Genomic DNA, 21649 nt, shown 5'->3' with positions numbered 1-21649 from the left:
TTCTTTGCTTATCTAAAAATAGTAATTCTATTTTCTCTAAATTAATCTAAGTTAAATGATATAGATTTTTATTAGAGCAAATGAAAATGAGCCAACTACAGTCAAACTTTACACTAGAAAATTTATATCAACATACTTCCAAAAACTCTTTAATAGGGCAGTTGTGGGCAAACCCACCTTCTGAACGCTATGAAACCCTAGCTGAACATTTTAGACCAACTTTTGAAAAAATTAAGCAAGGTACTTTAGAGCGTGAAAAAAAACATCTTCTGCCTTACGAGCAAATACAATGGTTAAAAGACATTGGTTTTACACGTTTAAGGCTACCCAAAGCATATAATGGATTCGATGCAACCATTCCTGAGTTATTTGCACTGCTAGTCGAATTGGCAGAAGCAGATTCTAATTTACCGCAAATATTAAGGGTACATTTTGGTTTTAGTGAAGACCTATTGTTGTCGAAAAATAAAGCATTTCAAGAGAAATGGTTATCTAGATTAGCACAAGGTGATACCGTTGGTAGTGGCTGGTCTGAGGGTGGTAAAGAGGCACAAAATCAGTTTCAGACACATATTTATAAAGATGATCAAGGTAATTTGAAGCTTACTGGTAAAAAGTATTATACCACTGGGAGCTTATATGCAGACTGGATTGATGTAGGTATTACAGATTTACATGGTCAATCAGCTTCTATTTTAGTTAATCGACATTCTAATGGTGTATCTGTCGTTGATGATTGGAATGGTTTTGGACAACAGTTAACAGCCAGTGGTACAGCAACATTTCAATCCGTTCAGGTAGATGAAACAGATGTTTTAATAGATGCTGTGCGTTTTAAATATTCGGCAGCATATTATCAATTGGTTCAGTTGGCAATTATTGTAGGTTTAGGTCGCTCTTTAACGCATCGTTTATCTGATGCAGTAAAAAGAAGAACGAGAAATTATAGTCATGCCAATGCAACACATATTCGTGATGATGCTCAGGTTTTACAAGTTGTAGGTAAAGTCCGTAGTGCAACATATACATCGGGCATTATTGTAGAAAAAAGTGCAATTGCTTTGCAACGTGCCTTTGCATCAGGTTTAGAGACAAATTTGCAAGCAGAAGCTGAGCAAAATGCTATCGCTGAACTAGAAACAGCTCAAGCACAAACCATTATTACAGACTTACTCTTAAATGCTTCAACCATTGCTTTTGATGCCTTAGGCGCTTCTGCAACAGATAAAGATCTTGCTTTAGATCGCTACTGGCGAAATATTCGAACACTTGCCTCTCATAATCCTAGAATCTATAAAGATCGTATTGTAGGAGACTTTAGTGTCAATGGAACATTGCCGCCGTATCAGTGGCGTATTGGTCATGTCGATGCATTAAAAGCAAGCTAAGGGTGAGCTATTAAAAATGACCAAGAGAATTAGCTTTAATGCATTTGAAATGAATTGTATAGCACATCAGTCTCCTGGATTATGGCGACATCCTAAAGACCGATCTATGGAATATAAAGAGATTGAGTATTGGACGGATTTAGCTAAGATTTTGGAGGAAGGAAAATTCGATGGTATTTTCATTGCTGATGTTCTAGGCATCTATGATGTATATCATCACAGTGCAGATGCAGCACTTCGTGGTGCTATACAAATTCCAGTGAATGATCCATTGCAAATTATTCCTGCAATGGCAGCTGTAACGAAACATCTTGGCTTTGGTTTAACCACCTCAATTTCTTTTGAACATCCTTATCCATTTGCACGTCGAATAAGTACACTCGATCATCTTACCAAAGGGCGGTTAGGATGGAATATTGTTACCTCTTATCTCGACAGTGGTTCTAAAAATATTGGTTTAAAAACACAATTAAATCATGATAATCGTTACGATATTGCCGATGAATATTTGGAAGTGTTATATAAACTCTGGGAGGGATCTTGGCAAAATGATGCTGTTTTAAGAGATAAAACACAGGGGATTTTTGCAGACCCTAGCAAGGTACATGCAATTTCACACGAAGGTGAGTATTTTTCTGTGCCAGGTATTCACTTATGTGAGCCTTCACCACAACGAACACCTGTTTTATATCAGGCAGGTGCATCATCTCGCGGACAAACTTTTGCCAGTCAAAATGCTGAATGTATTTTTTTAGCTGCACCCTCTAAAGCAGTTACCAAAAAGTTTGTTGATGGCATAAAAGAGAAACTTCTACAAACTGGACGCTCTCCAAACGATATAAAAATATATGCATTGGTGTCTATTGTGACAGATGATACTGATGAAAAAGCTCAGAAAAAGTTTGAAGAATACCAATCTTATGGAAGTTATGATGGCGCATTGACATTACTTTCAGGCTGGTCTGGTGTTGATTTTTCACAATATCAAGCAACAGATCATGTCGAATATATTAAAACCAATGCGATACAATCATTACTAGATGCTTATGTGAATGCAGATCCGAGCAAGGTTTGGACTGTTGATGAAATTGCACGCTGGAATAGTTTGGGTGGAAATGGGCCTGTATTTGTTGGTTCTGCTACAACAGTTGCAGATAAACTACAAGAGTGGATAGAAGACACAGGAATAGATGGCTTTAATCTAGCATATATTCTTGCACATCAATCGTTTCAAGATACAGTAAATTGGATTGTACCTGAACTGCAACGCCGTGGAGTTTATCAAAAAGAATATTCCTCAGGTACATTAAGAGAAAAATTATTTAATAAAGGGGATTATTTGCCAGATAATCATAGAGGTATATTGTATAGAAGATAATTTAAAATAGATTTAAATATTTTATTGAAAATAAAATCATATATAAGTATTTGTAAATAATAATAAGGTATTTCAAAAAATATAAAATAAAAACTACATTATATTTACTTAATTTTTGAGTAAATATAATGTCTAATAAGAATTATGAAATACGTTATCCTGAAGATGTAAGTCGGATTATTTCTGAGCATGCTGGAAAGGGTAAAACAAACAAAGTGATTTGGTTAGCATTAATAGGTGTATTTATTGATGCTTATGATTTAACAACACTCTCATTTGGTATAGAACAAGTCATTCATGAGTTTTCTCTGACACCAATTATGACAGGTGTAGTTGCATCGGCAATTGTCTGTGGAACGATTGTTGGTAATTTAGTAGGTGGATTTCTTACTGATAAAATAGGACGTTATCGTGTATTTATGGCCGATATGGTGCTTTTTGTCATTGCCGCAATTGTTGCAGGATTTGCTCCAAATGTATGGGTTCTTATTATTGCACGTTTTGTTATGGGAATTAGTGTTGGTGTAGATTTACCTGTTGCAATGTCCTATTTATCTGAGTTCTCAAAATTTTCTGGAAAAAGTAATAAAGCCTCAAGACTCGCAGCATGGTGCCCAATGTGGTATGCGGCTTCATCTGCATGTTTTGGATTAGTGTTGGCTTTATATTTTCTATTACCACCTGAATATAGTCATTGGCTCTGGAGAACTTCTTTAGTATTTGGTGCAGTTCCTGCATTACTAATTATTTTTATTCGTGGTAAATATCTTACAGAGTCGCCAATTTGGTTAGCCAATCAGGGACGATTAAAAGAAGCCTCTAAAATATTGAGTACATCTTACGATATTGCAACAACTGTTGTTGCAGATGAAAATAAAAATTTTAAAAAACAACAAAAGACACAGCCAAACTTTTTAGTTTTGTTTAACTCAACCTACTTGTCACGAACTATTGTCGCAATTACCATTCATATTTCAGTTGCTTTTCAATACACGACAATTGCTTTTTTTCTTCCCTCTATTCTTACAAGGTTCTTTCACACCACCACGTTAAATACGATTACCACTACACTGGCATTAAATCTGTTATTTGCATTTACTGGTGGGCTATTGGGAGTCTATCTTGCTCGTCGTTTTGCATCTAGGCATGTGCTCTTAGCAGGGTTCTTACTACAATTTTTGGCTTTAATTTTATTGAGTTTAATTGGACATCCGCATAGTACTTTCTTCTTATATACGGCAATTATTTTATTGGGTATTTGGCTATTTGCTGAAGGATTTGGTCCTGGGGCACAAATGATGGTGTATCCAACAATGGCATATCCTGCAGAAATTCGTGGTATTGGTGTTGGTTTTAATCGAGCAGTAACAGGCGTTGCACAAGCAATTGCACTGTTTATTCTGCCATTATGGATGACAAAATATCAAACTGATGTATTTAGTATTATTGCAATATTTGCTTTTGTTCCAATCGTTATTATTGGATTTATTATTAAATTTGAACCCACACGTAATGATATCGATTTTAATGAAAGTCAAAATAGACAAGATATAGATAATATTATTGTATAAGTATATGAGTAAGATTCATTATGTAAAATCTATATAACTTATATTTATTTTCTTATTTTACAAGACATGTATTTTAAACCTTAATAGGTATTAGATTCTAATCCTAAAGGTAATTATCATCATGTCCTACAAACACAATAATGACGTTCTTAATATAGTTGCAGTATCAGGTGGTTTAAATACACCCTCTAAAACAGAAAGCCTTATTCAAAATATTTTAGATGAGTTAGCAGATGCTACGCCTATTAAAGTACACTTCATTAAACTTAGCGAAATTGGGCACTTATTAGGTGGTGCAATTTATCGTCACCAACTGCCACAGCGTGTACAAGATGACTTGGCAAAAATAGAAGCTGCTGATGCACTCATTGTTGGTACGCCTGTATATCGCGCTTCGTTTACGGGGTTATTTAAACATCTTTTTGATTTTGTTGAGCAAACAGCATTGGTCGATGTACCTGTGTTGTTGGCTGCGTCTGGAGGAAGTGAACGACACGCACTGGTTTTAGAGCATCAATTACGCCCATTGTTTAGTTTTTTCCAAGCACAGACTCTACCTATTGGTGTTTATGCAACAGATAAAGATTTTACGCCTGAATATACTGTCAAAAGTGAAGAACTAAAAGCACGTATTACATTGGCGGTTGCAAGAGCATTACCTATTTTAGAATGGGCACCTGCAAAAGGCTTAAGAGAAGAACCATCGAAGAAAAAATCAGCACAAGCCAATGAAAGTTTAGGAATTAATAAACAAATTGAGCAAGATGAAGTGTTGCCTTCAATCTCTGTACCAGATTTAACGGCGGCTGAGTCTCGTATTCATAAGAAAAAACAATCTGTTGCTTAGGGAAATGATGATGACGCACCGTAATACACTGAAATTTGCATATTGGGTACCCAACGTGAGTGGTGGATTGGTCGTAAGTACAATCGAGCAGCGTACCGACTGGAGCTACGACTATAATGTAAAGCTGGCGCAAACGGCTGAGAAAAATGGGTTTGATTATGCATTAACCCAAATTAGATTTACAGCAGGATATGGTGCGGAAAATCAACATGAGTCTGTCAGTTTTAGTCATGCTTTATTGGCTAAAACTGAAAAGTTAAAAGTGATTGCAGCTATTTTACCTGGGCCTTGGAAACCTGCACTGGCAGCTAAGCAATTGGCAACGATCGATTACTTAACAGAGGGAAGGATCGCCGTTAATGTAGTTAGTGGTTGGTTCAAAGGTGAGTTCGATGCCATTGGTGAAGAATGGCCAGAACACGATGAACGATATGTTAGATCAGAAGAGTTTATAAAAACATTAAAAGGTATTTGGACGCAGGATAATTTTTCTTTTCAAGGAAAATATTATACTTTTAATAACTATACATTGAAGCCAAAACCTATACAAAAGCCCACGATCGAAGTTTTTCAGGGGGGAAGTTCACGTGCAGCAAGAGATATGGCTTCACGAGTATCCGACTGGTATTTTACCAATGGAAATACTGTTGAAGAAATTAAAAAGCAAATTGATGATATTAAAGAAAAAGCAAAACAGCATAATCATGAAGTAAAAATAGGGGTAAATGCGTTTATTATTGCAAGAGATACAGAGGAGGAAGCGCAAGCCGTATTACAAGAAATTATTTATAAAGCCAATATTGAAGCGGTACATGCTTTTGGTGATGCTACTAAAGAGGCGGGTGCGGCAAGTAAAGAAGGGGAAGGCAATTGGGCTAAATCTTCTTTTGAAGACTTGGTACAATATAATGACGGTTTTAAAACTAACTTGATTGGTACACCACAACAAATAGCGCAAAGAATAATAGATTTAAAACATGTAGGGGTAGATTTAATTTTATCTGGATTTCTACATTTCATTGAGGAAATCGAATATTTTGGCAAACACGTTTTACCTTTAGTACGTGAACTAGAAGAACAATAAAATAGTCCATTTGAGTAGTACGCTTTTTATACTACTCGAATGGTTTTTTGAGTATTTGACATAGTGTTGAACATCTATATATATAGCATGATTTAAAATTAGAAATAAGCTTATTCTATGATTTTATAGATAAAAAAGTCATATGTAGTATGGCTAAACACCAACATAAACATCATAAAAATTACAACTTGGTAAAATTATAAAACATATTCCATGCATTACGAGATGATCTTTCGGATATTCTTTATACACAAAATAAAAAAATGGAATCCAAAATGAACTATTTCAATATTCATGCACAAGAACAAGATTTACCAGGTAGTGATGAACAATTAAAACCTCACGCAGAATTTATTCATAAAAACTATACAGGCAGTCATAAATTAAAAGGAAAAGTAGCACTTATTACAGGTGGCGATAGTGGTATTGGACGTTCAGTGGCACTGCATTTCGCAAAAGAAGGTGCTCAAGTTGCAATTACTTGTTTAGATACTGAAGTTGAACTTGCAGATGCTGAGTGGGTAAAAGATTGGATTGAAAAAGAAGGTGGTGTTTGTAAGATCTATCCAGTCGATTTAAGAGAAAGTCAAAACTGTAAAGACTTAGTACATCATGTGTTAGAAGACTTCAAAAGAATTAATATATTAGTTAATAACGCAGGTACGCAGTTTCCAAATGAAGACTTTGCGACATTAACTGATGAACAATGGTTAAATACTTTTGCAGTAAATATTCACTCTATATTTTATTTAAGTAAGGCTGTCCTTCCTCAGTTTTCATCTGGAGATGTGATTATTAATACGGCTTCTGTAAATGCATATGTGGGCCCTAAAGCACTTATTGATTATTCAGCAACAAAAGGCGCAATTATTTCATTTACACGTGCTTTATCAAATCAACTTATTAGTCAGGGTATTCGTGTAAATGCAGTTGCACCCGGCCCTGTGTGGACTCCTTTACAACCTGCGACTTGGGGTAAAGTTGACCCAGAAAGTATGGAAAATTTTGGTTCAGATACACCATTGGGTCGTTGTGGGCAACCAAGTGAATTAGGCCCTGCTTATGTATTTTTAGCTAGCCAAGACTCTTCTTTCATTTCAGGTCAAACTATTCATCCAAATGGCGGTATGATGGTTGGTGGTTAAATAGATCAATAATCATAAAAAGGATAAATCTATGAAACTCCTCACAAAAGTAAGACATAGCTGGTTAAATCAAACAGCACATATTGACTGGTTAAAAACCCAGACTTTAAATTTACTAGACTTTTATCAAGCTGCTCAGTGTCAGTATGGCGGATTTATTGATTTAGATCGTTATGGCCTACCTCTACACCAGCGACCAAATACCTTAAATACAGCGAGATTTACGTACTGTTATTCGCTTGCTGCTATTCGAGGTTATGCAGGTAGTGTAGAGCTTGCAGAGTGGGGAGTAAAAAGTTTAAACGAACATTTATTTGACCATAAGCATGGAGGATGGCTCTCATCTTTAGTAGATGACAGCCCCAATGATCGAAAAAAGTCTTACCTTCATGCGTTCGTTTTATTGGCAGCAAATAGTGCAAAACAGGCAAATATTGCGGGTGCAGATGCGTTATTTGATAAAGCTGTAAATATATTTAATGAGTACTTTTGGTCAGAAGAAGAAAATTGTGTTTTAGAAAGTTATGCGCCTGATTGGACAGATTTAGAAGCATACCGTGGTGCAAATTGTAATATGCATTCTTTAGAAATGTTCATGCAACTTGCCATAACGACCCAAGATTCGAGCTGGTTAAAAAAATCGCTTGCTATTGTTGAGCGTATCATTCACGAGCATGCAAAAAACCATGACTATAGTGTTGTAGAACATTTTGATCAACATTGGCAGCCCGATTATGAGTTTAACAAAAATAATTTAATTGATGATTTTAGACCGTATGGTGTAACGCCGGGTCATGGTTTTGAGTGGTGTCATTTATTAATTAATTTAGAGCAAGAATTACAAGTGATGGGACTTGATGTTCCTAAATGGCTTCTTGAGGATGCTCAAGGGCTTTTTGACACAGCATGGAAAAACGGTTGGCAGGAAAAACCTTATCGCGGCATTATTTATACCTATGATTGGAAAAATGAGCCTGTTGTAAAAGAGCGCTTACATTGGGTGCATGCAGAGGCGGCTGTGGCTTCGGCAACCCTTATGAAGCGTTTGAATGATGAAAAATATGAAATCTATTATCGCAAGATAATAGGATATATTCATCATTCATTGGTAGATAAAAAGCATGGCAGTTGGTTCCAAGACTTAGATAAACGAAATAATATTTCTAATCTCATTTGGAATGGTAAACCAGACTTATACCATGCATTTTTAATGACACTTAAACTACCGATGTTGCTTGATCAGGTATTATTACAGCAATTAAAACCAGTAAAAATTAAATAGTTTTACTGGTTGTGTCCAGATGTAAGTGATCGACAAGATAGTCGATAAAAACGCGAACAGCAGGGAGCATTCCTTTTCTCGAAGCATAAACCGCATGGAGTACACCATGCGGTACTTTCCAGTCACACAGTAAGCGCACAAGTTCGCCATTTTGAATATATTCTTGAGTGATCGATCCTGGTAAAAGCGCAATTCCACAACCCTGACGTGTGAGTTCTCTGAGCAAAAGTAAGTCGGATGCCATAACTGTAGGATTTATTTTAATTTTTATAGGAATCTGCTGATCGTTATATAACACCATATGCTGATCGGCATGTTCATTCGACATGCTTAAAACTTTATGCTGACTTAGCTCTTCAGGTTTTTTCACTTCGCCGTATTCATTTAAATAGGCTTGACTAGCAAACAGATGAAGTTCTTCTTTACCAATTTGGCGTGCAATTAAATTTGGGTCATCATCTATTTTGGTTCTTACTCGTAAAGCTACATCAATATTTTCATTAACAATATCGACACGGCGGTTACTGACGACCATTTGTAGACGAATTTCAGGATATTTTTTTAAAAAGTCGGGTAAAAGTTTCGAAAAGCTATTTTGCGCAATAGAAACAGGGACGCTTACTCGCACAATACCACGAGGTGTTGCACTTAAATGATCTACCATATCATGTGCTGCTTGTGCGGCATTTTGCATAATCTGGGCATGATGGTACACATTCAAACCAATCTCGGTAACTGCAAACTGTCGAGAACTCCGCTGAATAAGGCGTACCCCAAGCTTTTCTTCAAGATTATAAACACGACGGCTTAATTTTGATTTCGGAATATCTGTTGCACGTTCTGCAGCACTGAAACCCCCATGTTCTACTACAACTGCAAAACAGTAAAAATCATCTAAGTCGCTTAGCACTGTTTGATGTTCCTATAATTGTCTTTATATAAATCAGCACCATAAATCTTAAATACAATAAATACAAGCTTTGCTTAACTACCTGTAAGTAATATCTTTTGTACTTGTTTATATTCTTGTAAGCGCATTTTGTCTCTTATGGTTGGGCTTTGTATGCGGGAGAGATCCATATTGTCTGCAATATCTGCTAGTTTAACTTCTCTAGCTAGGCTATTTTTTACAGCTCGAAACGCAGCTTCAATACGGCTTTCATTTTGTTTTTTGGTTAATGCCAGTAATGCATCAATAATATGAGGTGCAAAACCTAAAGAAATTAGATCAACAACTGTTGTATCTGTGTCTTCTAGTACGTCATGTAATACGGCCACAATACGCTGATCGTCATTTTTCATTTTTAACATAATGCGTAAAGGATGGAGAATGTATGCTTGTCCTGCTTTATCCACTTGCCCAGCATGTTTTTTACTTGCCAGAGCAATTGCTTTTTCAAGATTAGCCATAAACATTCCTTATCAAATGAAAGTGAAAACTTGGGTTAATTTTTATAAGAATCTATACCCGATTTTTTATAAAAGCAATGCGACGAGCCTAGAAATATTTTACAATATTTTACAGAGAATATGGGGAATTTATAAATGAGTTTTAAAATCATTCACTTAAATAATGCACATGACATGGTTTCTTGTCCTTACTGTGAACATATTGTTTTGGATTGGTCTCAAGAACAATATATTCAACCATGTGAACATACAGCATTTATTGCATTAGATTTAGGTTTTGAATTTGTTTCAGATATTTTTGAAGATAAAATGAAATACTCAGTGGATGAGATTCATGATCAATCTTTAAATGTTTTTGAAGCGATCTGTTCTAGTAAGATACCTGTGACTATTTATGATATGCCATTAGGTGTAGAGAACTATAAGCGCTATATTGGTTTTTATAATGACTAAAATGAATGTTGTAGAGTGGAAGCTCTACAACATTGGGCAGTAAAGTTAGACTAATTTTGCATCTAGTAAAATTTCTGCATTTAAAAGTCTTGATACAGGACAACCTTCTTTTGTTGCTGTTGCAATTTTTTGGAAGGTTTCATCATCAATATCTTTTACTTTAACACGACTGGTTAGATGTACTTGGCGAATAAAAAAGCCTTTCTCATCTTTCGAAAGTGTCACCGCGGCTTCAGTATCAATGGCATCTGCTGTAAAGCCAGCTTCGCCCAGTTGTAAAGAAAGTGCCATTGAAAAACATGCTGAATGTGCAGCTCCTATAATTTCTTCAGGATTTGTACCCACTTTGTCTTCAAAGCGTGTATTAAACCCATAAGGTTGCTGAGAAAGTGCACCACTTTCTGTGGAAATAGTGCCTTTACCTTCTTTAATTGATCCTTCCCAGTGTGCAGAACCTTTTTTAATAATATCAGCCATTTTTATATTTCTCTGGTTTTGATGAAAATATAATCTAACATCTCCTAAAATTAAGTTGTGTGAAAACATGCTCATTTTTTGTTGTAATTTGTCTATGCTTGAATCTTTTTTTATTATGGCTTTAGAGATTATCAATATGATGAAAAACAGGATAAAATAGAGCAGATATAGTTTTAATTATGATAATTACTTGGAGTAATGCGTGGAGCGATTGACAATTCATCCTGAAAATTTAACAGAAGCTGCTGAAAATCTAACAACAATTCGAGATTTTATCCGTTTTGGAGTGACAGCTTTACGTCAATACGATGCGCATTTAGGACAGGGTACAGAAGACTTTTTTGCCGAAAGTTCTGCACTGGTTTTACAAACACTTGCCTTAGATTGGGAGGCAAATGAGGAAATTTTAGATGCAAAACTTTTACCAAGTGAAAAGACACAGTTTTTAGACCTACTGGCACGCCGTATTAATGAGCGAATTCCAACATCTTATCTTCTAAATTTGGCTTATTTCTGCAATAAACCTTTTTACGTCGATGAACGAGTACTCATTCCGCGCTCACCAATCGCAGAATTAATTCATCAGCGTTTTGCACCTTATTTCTTAGATGAAACAGGAAATATGCGTGAAGACTTAAATGCACTCCCTAAAATAGACGTACCGAAAACTCCTCAGCGTATTTTAGATATGTGTACAGGATCTGGTTGTATCGCCATTGCACTGGCGTATGCTTACCCTGAAGCAGATGTAGATGCGACTGATATCTCAAGAGATGCATTAGAAGTGGCTGCTTTAAATGTTGAACATCATAATATGCAATATCAGGTTGCATTATTAGAGTCTGACTTATTTAGTAAACTTCCTGCTGAAAATCAATATGATTTAATTGTAACGAATCCTCCATATGTTGATGCGGAAGACATGGCAGATTTACCTGAAGAGTTTCTGCATGAACCTGAACTTGCATTGGCAGCAGGACAAGATGGATTGGATTTAGTGCGTAAAATGCTTGCTGAGGCAGCAGATTATCTTTCTGAAGATGGATTAATTGTGATTGAAGTTGGAAACTCTGAATGGGCAATGCGTCAAAACTTTAATACTGTTGATTTTCATTGGTTAAAATTCCAAAAAGGTGGATCAGGAATTTTCGCATTAACTGCTGAACAATGTCGTCGTTACAAAACGATTTTTCAAGATTCAGTGAAGGATTAAAAGGAAGACGGTTATGGCTGGAAATTCAATAGGACAGCTCTTTCGTGTTACTACATGTGGTGAGTCACATGGTTTAGGCTTAATGGCAATTGTAGATGGTGTGCCACCTGGAATTGAATTAAGTGAAGCAGATTTACAAAAAGACTTAGATCGCCGTAAACCAGGAACCTCGAAGTTTGCTACACAGCGTAAAGAACCTGATCAGGTTAAAATTATTTCTGGTGTATTTGAAGGTAAAACTACAGGTACATCTATTGGTCTACTCATTGAAAATACAGACCAAAAGTCAAAAGATTATGGAAATATTGCACAAACATTTAGACCAGGCCATGCGGATTATACATATACACAAAAGTATGGTTTTAGAGACTATCGTGGCGGTGGGAGATCAAGCGCACGTGAAACAGCAATGCGCGTTGCGGCAGGTGCGATTGCAAAAAAATATCTTGCAGAAAAGTTTGGTGTTCTGATTCGTGGGCATGTAACTCAAATTGGGAATGAGTTGGCACATCACTTAAATTGGGAAGAAGTCGGAAATAATCCATTTTTTTGTGGAGATGTCGATGCGGTTCCGAGATTTGAAAAGCTTGTGACTTCTTTGCGTGAGCAAGGTACAAGCTGTGGTGCCAAACTAGAAATTATTGCAGAAAATGTACCAGTAGGTTGGGGTGAGCCTGTTTTTGACCGTCTAGATGCAGACTTAGCACATGCTTTAATGAGTATTAATGCAGTTAAGGGTGTAGAAATTGGTGATGGTTTCGCCGTTGCTGGGCAATTTGGGCATGAAAGTCGCGATGAATTGACCTCTAAAGGTTTTCTTGCGAACCATGCAGGTGGGATACTTGGAGGAATCTCTTCTGGGCAAACCATCCGTGCAGCGATCGCATTAAAACCAACGGCGAGTATTACTACAGAAGGTAAAACTATTACGCTGCAACGAGAAGATACAGATGTATTAACTAAAGGACGCCATGATCCTTGTGTAGGTGTTCGTGCAACCCCTATTGCAGAGGCAATGATGGCAATTGTTCTTATGGATCATTTTTTGCGCCATCGGGCACAAAATGCAGATGTTCAAGCACCATTTGAACCTATTGAATAGATATGATGCGATATAAAAGCCTCTATGTGAGGCTTTTATTTTAAATTATGGTTTTAATTGTAGATAAAAGCTGTTAAATATAAAAATAAAGTGTACTGAAAAAATGGAGCCAATAGTGAAGACAGTTGTGAAATATATTGTTTTGAAAAGTAAAGAATATCAACTTGGTAGCCCTCTACACGAAGTAGAATTAAAAGCATCAGCAAATTATTTCGATGAAATTCCCGATGTGGTTGAGCATCAAAATCATAAGTTTAAGGTACTCTCGAAAGAGTTAAACCGTAAAAAAATATTTGAAGATGAGATTGAAGAGATACAGCATATTATTGTAAAAATGGTTGCACTTGAGACATAAAAAAAGAAGTGGCTTACCACTTCTTTTTCTAATTTTAATCAGACTTTTTATCAGTTTCAGGTACTTCTAATTGTTTGAGAAGGTACTTTTCGAGATAGTGAATATCCATTGCATTTTCACAAAAGGCTTTATCTTGTAGAATAAGATCTTTGTGAAGTGGGATATTTGTTTTTACACCTGTCAAAATCATTTCATCAAGTGCTTGGCGCATACGTGCAAGAGAAGTTGCACGATCTTTACCATGTGAAATGAGTTTAGCGATCATTGAATCATAGTATGGAGGGATGCTGTAGCCTGGATAGATATGAGAATCTAAACGGATACCTGCACCACCTGGTGCATAAAATGTTTCAATTTTGCCTGGAGACGGCATAAATGTTGTTGGGTCTTCTGCATTAATACGACATTCGATTGCGTGACCTTTCACTTCAACATCTTCTTGCTGAATGCTTAAACCCAATCCTGCAGCAACACGCAATTGTTGTTCAATAATATCAACACCTGTAACCATTTCAGTGACGGGATGTTCTACTTGAACACGAGTATTCATTTCAATAAAGAAGAACTCGTCATCTTCGAAAAGAAACTCAAATGTACCTGCACCACGATATTGCATAAGTTCACAAGCATTTACACATGCTTTTAGAATATCTGCACGTGCTTCTTCTGGTAATCCAGGTGCGGGAGCTTCTTCTAAAACTTTCTGATGACGGCGTTGTAATGAACAGTCACGATCGTATAAGTGAATTGCATGACCATTTCCATCTGCAAGCACTTGTACTTCTACATGGCGTGGTTTTTGAAGAAAACGTTCCATATACACAGTATCATCACCAAACCACATTTCAGCATCACGCTGTGCAGCTTGTACAGACTCTAAAAGTGTATCGATGCGTTCTACAATACGCATACCACGACCACCACCACCAGCAGCAGCTTTTACAATAAGTGGAAAGCCAATTTTTGCAGCTTCTTCTTTTGCATTTGCAGGTGTAACAGCATGCTGTGAGCCAGGTACTGTCGGTACGCCAGCTTTACGCATTGCAGCGATTGCAGAAACCTTATTCCCCATAAGGCGAATATGTTCAGGTCGAGGACCAATAAAAATATATCCTGAGCTTTCAACCATTTCTGCAAATTCTGCATTTTCAGATAAAAAGCCATAGCCTGGGTGAATTGCATCTGCACCTGTCACTTCAGCCGCTGTAAGTAGTGCAGGAATGTTTAAATAACTTTCACTCGTTGCACCTGGACCAATACATACAGCTTCATCAACAAATCGTAGATGCATCAGATCTTTGTCTGCACTCGAATAAACACCAACAGTTTTTATTCCAAGCGTTTTACAAGCCCGTGTAATGCGTAATGCAATTTCACCACGGTTTGCAATTAATACTTTTTGCAACATTATGACACTCCGTGCTTATGCGCGGTAACGGAATAATGGTTGACCGAATTCAATAACTTCGCCATTTTTCACAAGGATTTCTTCAATGACACCACTTTGAGTTGCCTCAATTGGGTTCATAATCTTCATTGCTTCGATGATACCTAAAGTTTCACCTGCTGAAATTGTTTGACCAACTTGTACAAATGGTGCTTCACCAGGGCTGGCAGCTGCATAAAATACACCAACCATAGGTGCAGTTTCTACGCTACCACGTGGTGTTTTAGCAACGGCAACAGGAGTACTTGCAGGTGCTGCAGCTGGCATAGATGCAACAGCAACAGGTTCTGGATTACGACGAGTCAATGCAATGGATTGATCGCCTTCTTTTACTTCAATACCTTGAAGATCAGATTCGATCATTAAATCAATAAGTTTCTTGATTTTACGAATATCCATAGTATTAATATTCCTTATGAAAATTAATGAGAAGATTGAAGTTTTTGAATAGCATAAAGGAGGGCAGCTTGATAACCATATGCGCCTAAACCACAAATTACGCCTTGTGCTTTATCACTAAGGTAAGAGTGGTGTCTAAAAGGCTCACGAGCATGCACATTAGATAAATGCACCTCTATAAATGGAATATTTACACCAAGTAATGCATCACGTATTGCAACAGATGTATGTGTAAATGCTGCAGGATTAATAATAATGAATTTAATATTTTCAGCGTATGCTTGGTGAATTCGTTGAATAATTTCACCTTCGATATTGCTTTGAAATACATCTAATGTATATTCATTTGCTTTTGCATCTTGTATCAAACTTTGATTGATGTCTTCTAAGGTTTGATGACCGTATATTTCAGGTTCTCGCTTTCCTAGCAAATTTAAATTTGGTCCATGAATAACCAAAATATGAGAAGTCATGTAACTTGCTCCAGTGAAAAGACATTAAAGTTTTGCAAGATATCTGCAAAATTATTCTACTATACGATTAGAAACCTACAATTTCGAAGAAGTTTTATAAAAAACTGCAAATAGTCGTAGCTAAAAAGTGCGTATATCTTGTAAATTTTTGCTTCAATTGACAATGTTAAAAAGTGCCATTTTTCTCAGTTTATTTGGTCTTTTTGAACAAGTATCTTAGAAAAAATGACTTTTTATGAGCTTTACTTTATAAACATTTTTAATAATGTTTTCTGAAGCCATTTCCCATAAGGCGGATAGACCAACTTCATGAAGCTAATTTTTGGTCTTGCAAATACTGCTTTTGCATGGCTAAAAGTTTTAAAACCTTCATGAGCGTGATAATTTCCCATACCAGACATACCTATGCCTCCGAACGGTAAGTCTTCTTGTCCAACATGAATGAGTGTTTCATTAATGCAGACGCCACCACTATGAGTATTTAGAAGTACTTTTTGTTGTTCGTCATGTTTATAGCCAAAAAAGTATAGAGCCAACGGTCTTGGTCTTTCATTAATGTATTGAATCGCATCATCTAAAGATTGGTAAGGGATAATTGGCAAAATTGGTCCAAAAATTTCATCTTGGCATACTTTCAAAGAAGCATGGGTGTGTGTAATGACACAATGTGGTAGTTTTCTTCCATCTATCTCATGAGAGAGATAATGTATTTTTGCACCTTGGCTTTCGGCTTCTTCTAGATATGACTTTAAACGATTAAGCTGTTTTTCATTAATAATTGCAGTGTAGTCGGAATTGTTTTTAATGGTTGGGTAAAAGGTTTTTAGTGCAGAAAAATAAGACTCAATAAAGTTATCTTGCAGTTCGGCTGGAATTAATGCGTAGTCGGGTGCTACGCATGTTTGTCCTGAGTTAACACTTTTTCCAAAAGCAATCCGTTGTGCACTTTCGAACAAATCGGCATCTTTTGCAATCAAAGCAGGTGATTTTCCACCGAGTTCAAGTGTAACTGGTGTTAAGTTTTCAGCGGCTGCACGTAATATATGTTTTCCGACTTGGGTTGAGCCTGTAAAAAGTAAGTGGTGAAAAGGCAATGATGAAAACTGTTGTGCAATTTCGGCATCACCTAAAGTTACACTAATAAGATTAGATGAAAAGTTATTTTCAATAAGTTGCTGAAAGTAAGATGAAAAATGAGGAGTGAATTCACTTAGCTTTAACATGACGCGGTTTCCTGCAGCAAGCGCCTGACACATTGGGCCAACTGCAAGAAATAAAGGATAATTCCACGGTACCATAATACCAATCACACCAAGTGGTTGTGCAATGACATATGCTTTTGCAGGTTGGAAAATTACTGAGATATCACGATACTCGGGCTGCATCCACTTTTTTAAGTGCTTTAAGCAATATTTAATACCTGAAAGGCTAGGTACAATTTCCACAAGACGTGTTTCGTCCGGATTTCGATTTGAAAAGTCTTTAGAAATAGCATCGGCAATCTGTTCTTGATGATCTAAAATAAGTGTATAAAGCTGATTGAGTCGAGATTTACGTACGTCATAGGTAGGGTAAGTTTCATTTTGGTAAGCAGCTTGTTGTTGTTTAAATTGCTCATTTAAGGTAGCTGCTTGAGTGTTGTTATTGGTGTGATCAGGCGTAGGCACTTGAGTCTCTTATCAGCATCAAAGAATAACTAGTTTAGCGCATAAAAATAATAATGTATTGTTTGTTTTCATTTTTAATATTGAAATACTACGTGTGAAAGATTGTTCCTGCATATTTTCTGATAAGGATTCCTATATTTTTTATTTCTAAATTTTAGCTAAAAGCCATACCTTATTTTTAAAATATAGGTGATTGCTATGAGCCATTCTCAAAGAATAATAGATAATGATATCGAAGCGATTAATGCGGCATATCATGTTGCAGATTTTGCATTAGAAGAAAGAAATTTACGTGATCAAGAACGTATCTTACCGACGGATGTTATTCGACGTTTGGTAAATAAGGGATTAACGGCAATTCGAATTCCTAAAAAATATGGCGGTGCTGAAGTTTCAAACCGTACTTTAAGCCAAGTGATTCGTATATTAGCGAAAGCAGATGCGAATGTAGGGCAGATTCCACAAAATCAGTTTGGCATTTTAAATACTATTTTGCTTATTGGTTCTGAAGAACAAAAAGCATTTGTCTTTAATGAAATATTGGCAGGTAAGTTTTTAGCCAATGGCGGGCCTGAAAGAAATACAAAAGATACTCAGACAATTCAAACGACACTAACACGTGCCAATGAAAGATATATTCTTAATGGTGAGAAGTTTTATTCTACAGGTAGTGCATTTGCAGATTGGCTTGCAATTAAAGCTCAGCATCCCGATGGCTATATTGCTTTGATATTGGTAGATCGAACGACTAAAGGTATTGATATTGTGGATGACTGGGATGGTTTTGGTCAAAGAACAACTTCAAGCGGTACAGTTAGATTAAATAATGTAGAGATAGATCCATTTTTAATTTTTGATGAAAGACTTCTTGCAGAAACAACACATTTTAGAGGTGCGTACTCTCAATTAATACAAGTTGCGATTGATGTAGGAATTGCAGAAGCAGCTTTTCAAGATTTAATCACTTATGTAAAAAAGGCGAGGCCAATTGCCGATGCAAATGTAGCGGAGGCAACTCAAGAACCTTATTTAATTCAGGAAGTAGGTCGGTTAGATGTACTTCTAGAAGCGAGCATTTTGCTTTTGGAAGAGGCATCTGATGTATTAGATAAATTAGAAAAAACAAAAACATTGAAAGATATACAAGCAGCAGAAGCTTCGATTGCTGTTGCTGAAGCTAAAATTTATGCACATCGTGCGGCATTAACCATTTCTGAAAAGCTGATTGAGCTTAGCGGTAGTCGTTCTTCACTTGCAAAGCATAATTTAGATCAGCATTGGCGTAATGCAAGGGTGCATACATTACACGACCCTGTGAGATGGAAATATCATGCATTAGGTAATTATTATTTAAACCATAAACTTCCTGCATCACATGCTTGGATTTAGGTGAAGTTATGACATCTTATAAACATATTTTTGTAAATACTCAGCCTGCGCATGTTATTCAATCTGATGAGGAGGCATTGAGTATTGCAAAAGCTTTATCTCAGCAGTTTAGAGAAGATGCAGTACATCGTGATCAAACAAGAACGCTTCCTTTTGCAGAAATAGATGCTTTTAGCCAATCGGGTTTATGGGCAATTACTGTACCTAAACAATACGGTGGTGCAGAGGTTTCAAGTTGGACGGTGGCACAAATTATTGCACTTTTTAGCGGAACTGATGGGTCAATTGGGCAAATTCCTCAAAATCACTTTTATGCACTTGAAGTATTGCGTACGACTGGAACGGAAGCACAGAAAAAAAAGCTCTACCAAGAGGTATTAGAAGGGCGCCGTTTTGGAAATGCATTGGCAGAGTTTAAGTCAAAAACTGCTAGTCAAAAAAATACTTACTTAATGCCATATCAGCATGGTTATCTTATTCAAGGCGAAAAATTTTATTGTACTGGAAGTATTTACGCACATCGTATTCCTACCTTGGTAAAAGATGATAATGGCCTTGAGTATTTAGCTTTTGTGCCTAGAGATGCTGAAGGTGTAACGGTTATTGATGACTGGAGTGGTTTTGGTCAACGATTAACAGGTAGTGGTACTGTAAAGTTTGACCAAGTGTATGTCGATGCCGAAGATATCGTTCCTTTTAGCACTGTATTTTCTAAGCCGAGTTTAGTTGGGCCGTATGCACAGCTTATGCATGCATCTATTGAAGTGGGAATTGCACGAGCTTCATTTGAAGAAACATTGATCCAAGTTGAAAATGCACGCCCATGGATTGATGCAGAAATAGAGTATGCGACGCAAGATCCTCTTACTTTATACGAATTGGGTCAAATCGCCGTTGATGTAAAAGCCAGCGAGTTACTCCTTAAAAAAGCAGCACATTTTATAGATTTTATTAAAACTAAGGTAACTAAAGAGAATATTGCTGAAGCATCTATTCATGTAGCAAGAGTACGCGCACATAGTACAGAAACAGCACTTCAAGCAGCGTCTAAATTAATTGAATTGGCAGGTAGTCGAGGAAGTCAACGTAAAACGGGATTAGATCGCTATTGGCGTAATGCACGCGTGCATACTTTACATGATCCAGTGCGTTGGAAGTATTATTTTTTAGGAAATTATCGGTTGAATCATATCCTTCCACCACGTCGAGGAACATTGTAATGGCGAAGAAAATTTTACTAAATGCCTTCGATATGAGTTGTGTGGGACATATCAATCATGGCCTATGGACACATCCACGTGATGAATCTATAACGTTTAATGGGCTGAAATATTGGTTAAATTTGGCAAAAATCTTAGAAAAAGGGTTATTCGATGGAATTTTTTTGGCAGATATCACGGGGGTCTATGATGTTTATCAAAATAATTTAGATGTAACGTTGAAAGAGTCTGTTCAATTACCCAGCCATGATCCAATGACATTAATTTCTGCAATGGCATCTGTAACGACACATTTAGGTTTTGGTGTGACGGTCAATTTAAGCTATGAGCATCCATATCCTTTGGCACGTCGTTTTGCAAGTTTAGACCATTTAACCCAAGGGCGTGTTGGATGGAATATTGTGACAGGATATTTAGATAGTGCGGAAAAATTATTTGGTCGAAAGGCATTGGCAGAACATGATCAACGTTATGATAAAGCAGAAGACTTCTTAGCACTTTGTTATAAGTATTGGGAGCACTCATGGGAAAATGGCGCTGTTATTCAAGATAAGAAATCTCGTATTTTTACAGACCCTAAAAAAGTACATGCGATTGACCATCAGGGCTCTTTTTTTGAAAGTCAGGGAGTTTTTCAAGTTTCGCCATCACCACAACGAACACCTCTGTTATTTCAGGCAGGTACTTCTGAACGTGGAGTGACATTTGCAACAAGACATGCAGAGTGTATTTTTATTGGGGGTGGGAATATTGCAGAGGTTCGCAAGAATGTTCAGCGTATACGAAAAAAAGCACTTAAACATGGACGTGAACCTGAAAGTATTAAAATTTTTGTAGGTATTACAGTCGTGACCGCAGAATCAGACTTGCAAGCTCAACAAAAATTAATAGAGTATCGGCAGTATGCCAGTCCCGAAGCAGGCATTGCCCACTATTCAAGTTCGGTGGGTAAGGATTTATCTGTATACGATGAACACGAGCGAATTCCTTATGAAAAAAGTAATAGCATTACATCTGTAAATGAAAAATTTAAACATCAAGAAATTACGCTTAATTCATTGAAAGAACAGCATGTGTTGGGAGGACGCTATCCATTATTTGTGGGTAGTGGTAAAAATGTTGCAAAACAACTTATTCATTTTTTTGATGAGACAGGAATTGATGGTTTTAATTTAACTCGGACGGTTACACCTGAATCTTATGAAGATTTTATTCGTTGGGTTATTCCTGAATGGCAACAGCAAGATCGCTATAAAAAAACATATATATCGGGCACTTTACGTCATAAGTTTTTTGAAAAAGGTCAGTTTTTAAATATTCAACACCCTGCAAGAGCGGTTTAATTTTGG

At 36.6% G+C, this 21649-nt stretch carries 21 protein-coding genes; 14 read left to right on the top strand and 7 right to left on the bottom strand.

The features are described 5' to 3' along the window. The first annotated feature begins 86 nt into the window (after positions 1 to 86). The 7 genes from OZX61_RS06110 (at position 87) to OZX61_RS06080 (ending at position 8695) form a co-directional block, all read left to right on the top strand. On the top strand, positions 87 to 1388 hold the full coding sequence (locus OZX61_RS06110; protein WP_277094194.1) for an acyl-CoA dehydrogenase family protein: 1302 nt from the start codon (positions 87 to 89) through the stop codon (positions 1386 to 1388). Positions 1389 to 1404: 16 nt separating this feature from the next. Then, complete coding sequence (locus OZX61_RS06105; protein WP_277094193.1) at positions 1405 to 2766, top strand: LLM class flavin-dependent oxidoreductase; 1362 nt, start codon at positions 1405 to 1407, stop codon at positions 2764 to 2766. A 128-nt stretch (positions 2767 to 2894) separates the two neighbouring features. After that, positions 2895 to 4337, top strand: coding sequence for an MFS transporter (locus tag OZX61_RS06100; protein ID WP_277094191.1), 1443 nt, complete (start codon positions 2895 to 2897; stop codon positions 4335 to 4337). A gap of 121 nt (positions 4338 to 4458) precedes the next feature. Next, positions 4459 to 5184: an FMN reductase gene (msuE, locus tag OZX61_RS06095; protein ID WP_195772769.1), complete on the top strand. Its 726-nt coding sequence runs from the start codon at positions 4459 to 4461 to the stop codon at positions 5182 to 5184. Between the two features lie 10 nt (positions 5185 to 5194). After that, positions 5195 to 6268 (top strand): dimethylsulfone monooxygenase SfnG, encoded by a 1074-nt coding sequence (gene sfnG, locus OZX61_RS06090; RefSeq protein ID WP_277094190.1) that lies wholly within the window; start codon positions 5195 to 5197, stop codon positions 6266 to 6268. Between the two features lie 263 nt (positions 6269 to 6531). Beyond that, a complete protein-coding gene (locus tag OZX61_RS06085; RefSeq protein WP_348521168.1) occupies positions 6532 to 7413 on the top strand; it encodes an SDR family oxidoreductase in 882 nt (293 codons plus the stop codon). Between the two features lie 31 nt (positions 7414 to 7444). Continuing rightward, complete coding sequence (locus OZX61_RS06080; protein ID WP_195772766.1) at positions 7445 to 8695, top strand: AGE family epimerase/isomerase; 1251 nt, start codon at positions 7445 to 7447, stop codon at positions 8693 to 8695. Here the strand turns inward: OZX61_RS06080 and OZX61_RS06075 are convergent. After that, positions 8688 to 9605: a LysR substrate-binding domain-containing protein gene (locus OZX61_RS06075; RefSeq protein WP_195772765.1), complete on the bottom strand. Its 918-nt coding sequence runs from the start codon at positions 9603 to 9605 to the stop codon at positions 8688 to 8690. The genes OZX61_RS06080 and OZX61_RS06075 overlap by 8 nt on opposite strands. Positions 9606 to 9679: 74 nt before the next feature. Then, positions 9680 to 10105, bottom strand: a complete 426-nt coding sequence (locus tag OZX61_RS06070) for a guanosine-3',5'-bis(diphosphate) 3'-pyrophosphohydrolase (protein ID WP_195772764.1) — start codon at positions 10103 to 10105, stop codon at positions 9680 to 9682. A gap of 135 nt (positions 10106 to 10240) precedes the next feature. Here OZX61_RS06070 and OZX61_RS06065 point away from each other — a divergent pair, with 135 nt between their 5' ends. After that, the gene (locus OZX61_RS06065; RefSeq protein WP_195772763.1) at positions 10241 to 10558 is read left to right on the top strand and encodes a hypothetical protein; all 318 of its coding nucleotides are present in this window, start codon (positions 10241 to 10243) and stop codon (positions 10556 to 10558) included. A gap of 45 nt (positions 10559 to 10603) precedes the next feature. Here OZX61_RS06065 and OZX61_RS06060 read toward each other — a convergent pair whose 3' ends face one another. After that, a complete protein-coding gene (locus OZX61_RS06060) occupies positions 10604 to 11035 on the bottom strand; it encodes an OsmC family protein (protein ID WP_195772762.1) in 432 nt (143 codons plus the stop codon). A gap of 202 nt (positions 11036 to 11237) precedes the next feature. Here OZX61_RS06060 and prmB point away from each other — a divergent pair, with 202 nt between their 5' ends. The 3 genes from prmB to OZX61_RS06045 all read left to right on the top strand — a co-directional run bounded on the left by prmB (position 11238) and on the right by OZX61_RS06045 (position 13705). Beyond that, a complete protein-coding gene (gene prmB, locus OZX61_RS06055) occupies positions 11238 to 12248 on the top strand; it encodes a 50S ribosomal protein L3 N(5)-glutamine methyltransferase (protein ID WP_195772761.1) in 1011 nt (336 codons plus the stop codon). Between the two features lie 13 nt (positions 12249 to 12261). Continuing rightward, on the top strand, positions 12262 to 13350 hold the full coding sequence (gene aroC / locus OZX61_RS06050) for a chorismate synthase (protein WP_195772760.1): 1089 nt from the start codon (positions 12262 to 12264) through the stop codon (positions 13348 to 13350). Positions 13351 to 13465: 115 nt separating this feature from the next. Continuing rightward, the gene (locus OZX61_RS06045) at positions 13466 to 13705 is read left to right on the top strand and encodes a hypothetical protein (protein ID WP_195772759.1); all 240 of its coding nucleotides are present in this window, start codon (positions 13466 to 13468) and stop codon (positions 13703 to 13705) included. Between the two features lie 34 nt (positions 13706 to 13739). On the opposite strand, the gene accC is transcribed toward OZX61_RS06045, so the two are convergent. The 4 genes from accC to OZX61_RS06025 all read right to left on the bottom strand — a co-directional run bounded on the left by accC (position 13740) and on the right by OZX61_RS06025 (position 17691). Further along, complete coding sequence (accC, locus tag OZX61_RS06040; protein ID WP_195772758.1) at positions 13740 to 15113, bottom strand: acetyl-CoA carboxylase biotin carboxylase subunit; 1374 nt, start codon at positions 15111 to 15113, stop codon at positions 13740 to 13742. Between the two features lie 15 nt (positions 15114 to 15128). Further along, positions 15129 to 15551 carry an acetyl-CoA carboxylase biotin carboxyl carrier protein gene (accB, locus tag OZX61_RS06035; protein WP_195772757.1) on the bottom strand — a complete coding sequence of 141 codons (423 nt, stop codon included), beginning with the start codon at positions 15549 to 15551 and terminating at the stop codon, positions 15129 to 15131. Between the two features lie 23 nt (positions 15552 to 15574). Then, positions 15575 to 16024 carry a type II 3-dehydroquinate dehydratase gene (gene aroQ / locus OZX61_RS06030; protein ID WP_195772756.1) on the bottom strand — a complete coding sequence of 150 codons (450 nt, stop codon included), beginning with the start codon at positions 16022 to 16024 and terminating at the stop codon, positions 15575 to 15577. A 242-nt stretch (positions 16025 to 16266) separates the two neighbouring features. Next, entirely contained in the window at positions 16267 to 17691 is a 1425-nt protein-coding gene (locus tag OZX61_RS06025) for a coniferyl aldehyde dehydrogenase (protein ID WP_277094185.1), read from the bottom strand. Between the two features lie 198 nt (positions 17692 to 17889). On the opposite strand from OZX61_RS06025, the gene OZX61_RS06020 reads away from it, so the two are divergent. The 3 genes from OZX61_RS06020 to OZX61_RS06010 are packed head-to-tail and all read left to right on the top strand — an operon-like array spanning position 17890 to position 21643. Further along, positions 17890 to 19080 carry an SfnB family sulfur acquisition oxidoreductase gene (locus tag OZX61_RS06020; RefSeq protein ID WP_277094184.1) on the top strand — a complete coding sequence of 397 codons (1191 nt, stop codon included), beginning with the start codon at positions 17890 to 17892 and terminating at the stop codon, positions 19078 to 19080. An 8-nt stretch (positions 19081 to 19088) separates the two neighbouring features. After that, a complete protein-coding gene (locus tag OZX61_RS06015) occupies positions 19089 to 20300 on the top strand; it encodes an SfnB family sulfur acquisition oxidoreductase (protein ID WP_277094183.1) in 1212 nt (403 codons plus the stop codon). Beyond that, positions 20300 to 21643, top strand: a complete 1344-nt coding sequence (locus OZX61_RS06010; protein WP_277094182.1) for an LLM class flavin-dependent oxidoreductase — start codon at positions 20300 to 20302, stop codon at positions 21641 to 21643. The genes OZX61_RS06015 and OZX61_RS06010 overlap by 1 nt, the downstream gene beginning before the upstream one ends. Positions 21644 to 21649 lie beyond the last annotated feature (6 nt).

The organism is Acinetobacter sp. ESL0695, from assembly GCF_029392135.1.
Classification (GTDB): domain Bacteria; phylum Pseudomonadota; class Gammaproteobacteria; order Pseudomonadales; family Moraxellaceae; genus Acinetobacter; species Acinetobacter pollinis.
Note: the sequence above shows the minus strand (reverse complement) of the source record. Positions and strands in the feature narration are given on the sequence as shown.

What these genes read in the sequence shown, in the direction of transcription:
- OZX61_RS06110 (WP_277094194.1), top strand. Translation starts at nt 87, where the DNA reads ATGAGCCAACTACAGTCAAACTTTACACTAGAAAATTTATATCAACAT.
- OZX61_RS06105 (WP_277094193.1), top strand. Translation starts at nt 1,405, where the DNA reads ATGACCAAGAGAATTAGCTTTAATGCATTTGAAATGAATTGTATAGCA.
- OZX61_RS06100 (WP_277094191.1), top strand. Translation starts at nt 2,895, where the DNA reads ATGTCTAATAAGAATTATGAAATACGTTATCCTGAAGATGTAAGTCGG.
- msuE (WP_195772769.1), top strand. Translation starts at nt 4,459, where the DNA reads ATGTCCTACAAACACAATAATGACGTTCTTAATATAGTTGCAGTATCA.
- sfnG (WP_277094190.1), top strand. Translation starts at nt 5,195, where the DNA reads ATGACGCACCGTAATACACTGAAATTTGCATATTGGGTACCCAACGTG.
- OZX61_RS06085 (WP_348521168.1), top strand. Translation starts at nt 6,532, where the DNA reads ATGGAATCCAAAATGAACTATTTCAATATTCATGCACAAGAACAAGAT.
- OZX61_RS06080 (WP_195772766.1), top strand. Translation starts at nt 7,445, where the DNA reads ATGAAACTCCTCACAAAAGTAAGACATAGCTGGTTAAATCAAACAGCA.
- OZX61_RS06070 (WP_195772764.1), bottom strand. Translation starts at nt 10,105, where the DNA reads ATGGCTAATCTTGAAAAAGCAATTGCTCTGGCAAGTAAAAAACATGCT.
- OZX61_RS06065 (WP_195772763.1), top strand. Translation starts at nt 10,241, where the DNA reads ATGAGTTTTAAAATCATTCACTTAAATAATGCACATGACATGGTTTCT.
- OZX61_RS06060 (WP_195772762.1), bottom strand. Translation starts at nt 11,035, where the DNA reads ATGGCTGATATTATTAAAAAAGGTTCTGCACACTGGGAAGGATCAATT.
- aroC (WP_195772760.1), top strand. Translation starts at nt 12,262, where the DNA reads ATGGCTGGAAATTCAATAGGACAGCTCTTTCGTGTTACTACATGTGGT.
- accC (WP_195772758.1), bottom strand. Translation starts at nt 15,113, where the DNA reads ATGTTGCAAAAAGTATTAATTGCAAACCGTGGTGAAATTGCATTACGC.
- accB (WP_195772757.1), bottom strand. Translation starts at nt 15,551, where the DNA reads ATGGATATTCGTAAAATCAAGAAACTTATTGATTTAATGATCGAATCT.
- aroQ (WP_195772756.1), bottom strand. Translation starts at nt 16,024, where the DNA reads ATGACTTCTCATATTTTGGTTATTCATGGACCAAATTTAAATTTGCTA.
- OZX61_RS06020 (WP_277094184.1), top strand. Translation starts at nt 17,890, where the DNA reads ATGAGCCATTCTCAAAGAATAATAGATAATGATATCGAAGCGATTAAT.
- OZX61_RS06015 (WP_277094183.1), top strand. Translation starts at nt 19,089, where the DNA reads ATGACATCTTATAAACATATTTTTGTAAATACTCAGCCTGCGCATGTT.
- OZX61_RS06010 (WP_277094182.1), top strand. Translation starts at nt 20,300, where the DNA reads ATGGCGAAGAAAATTTTACTAAATGCCTTCGATATGAGTTGTGTGGGA.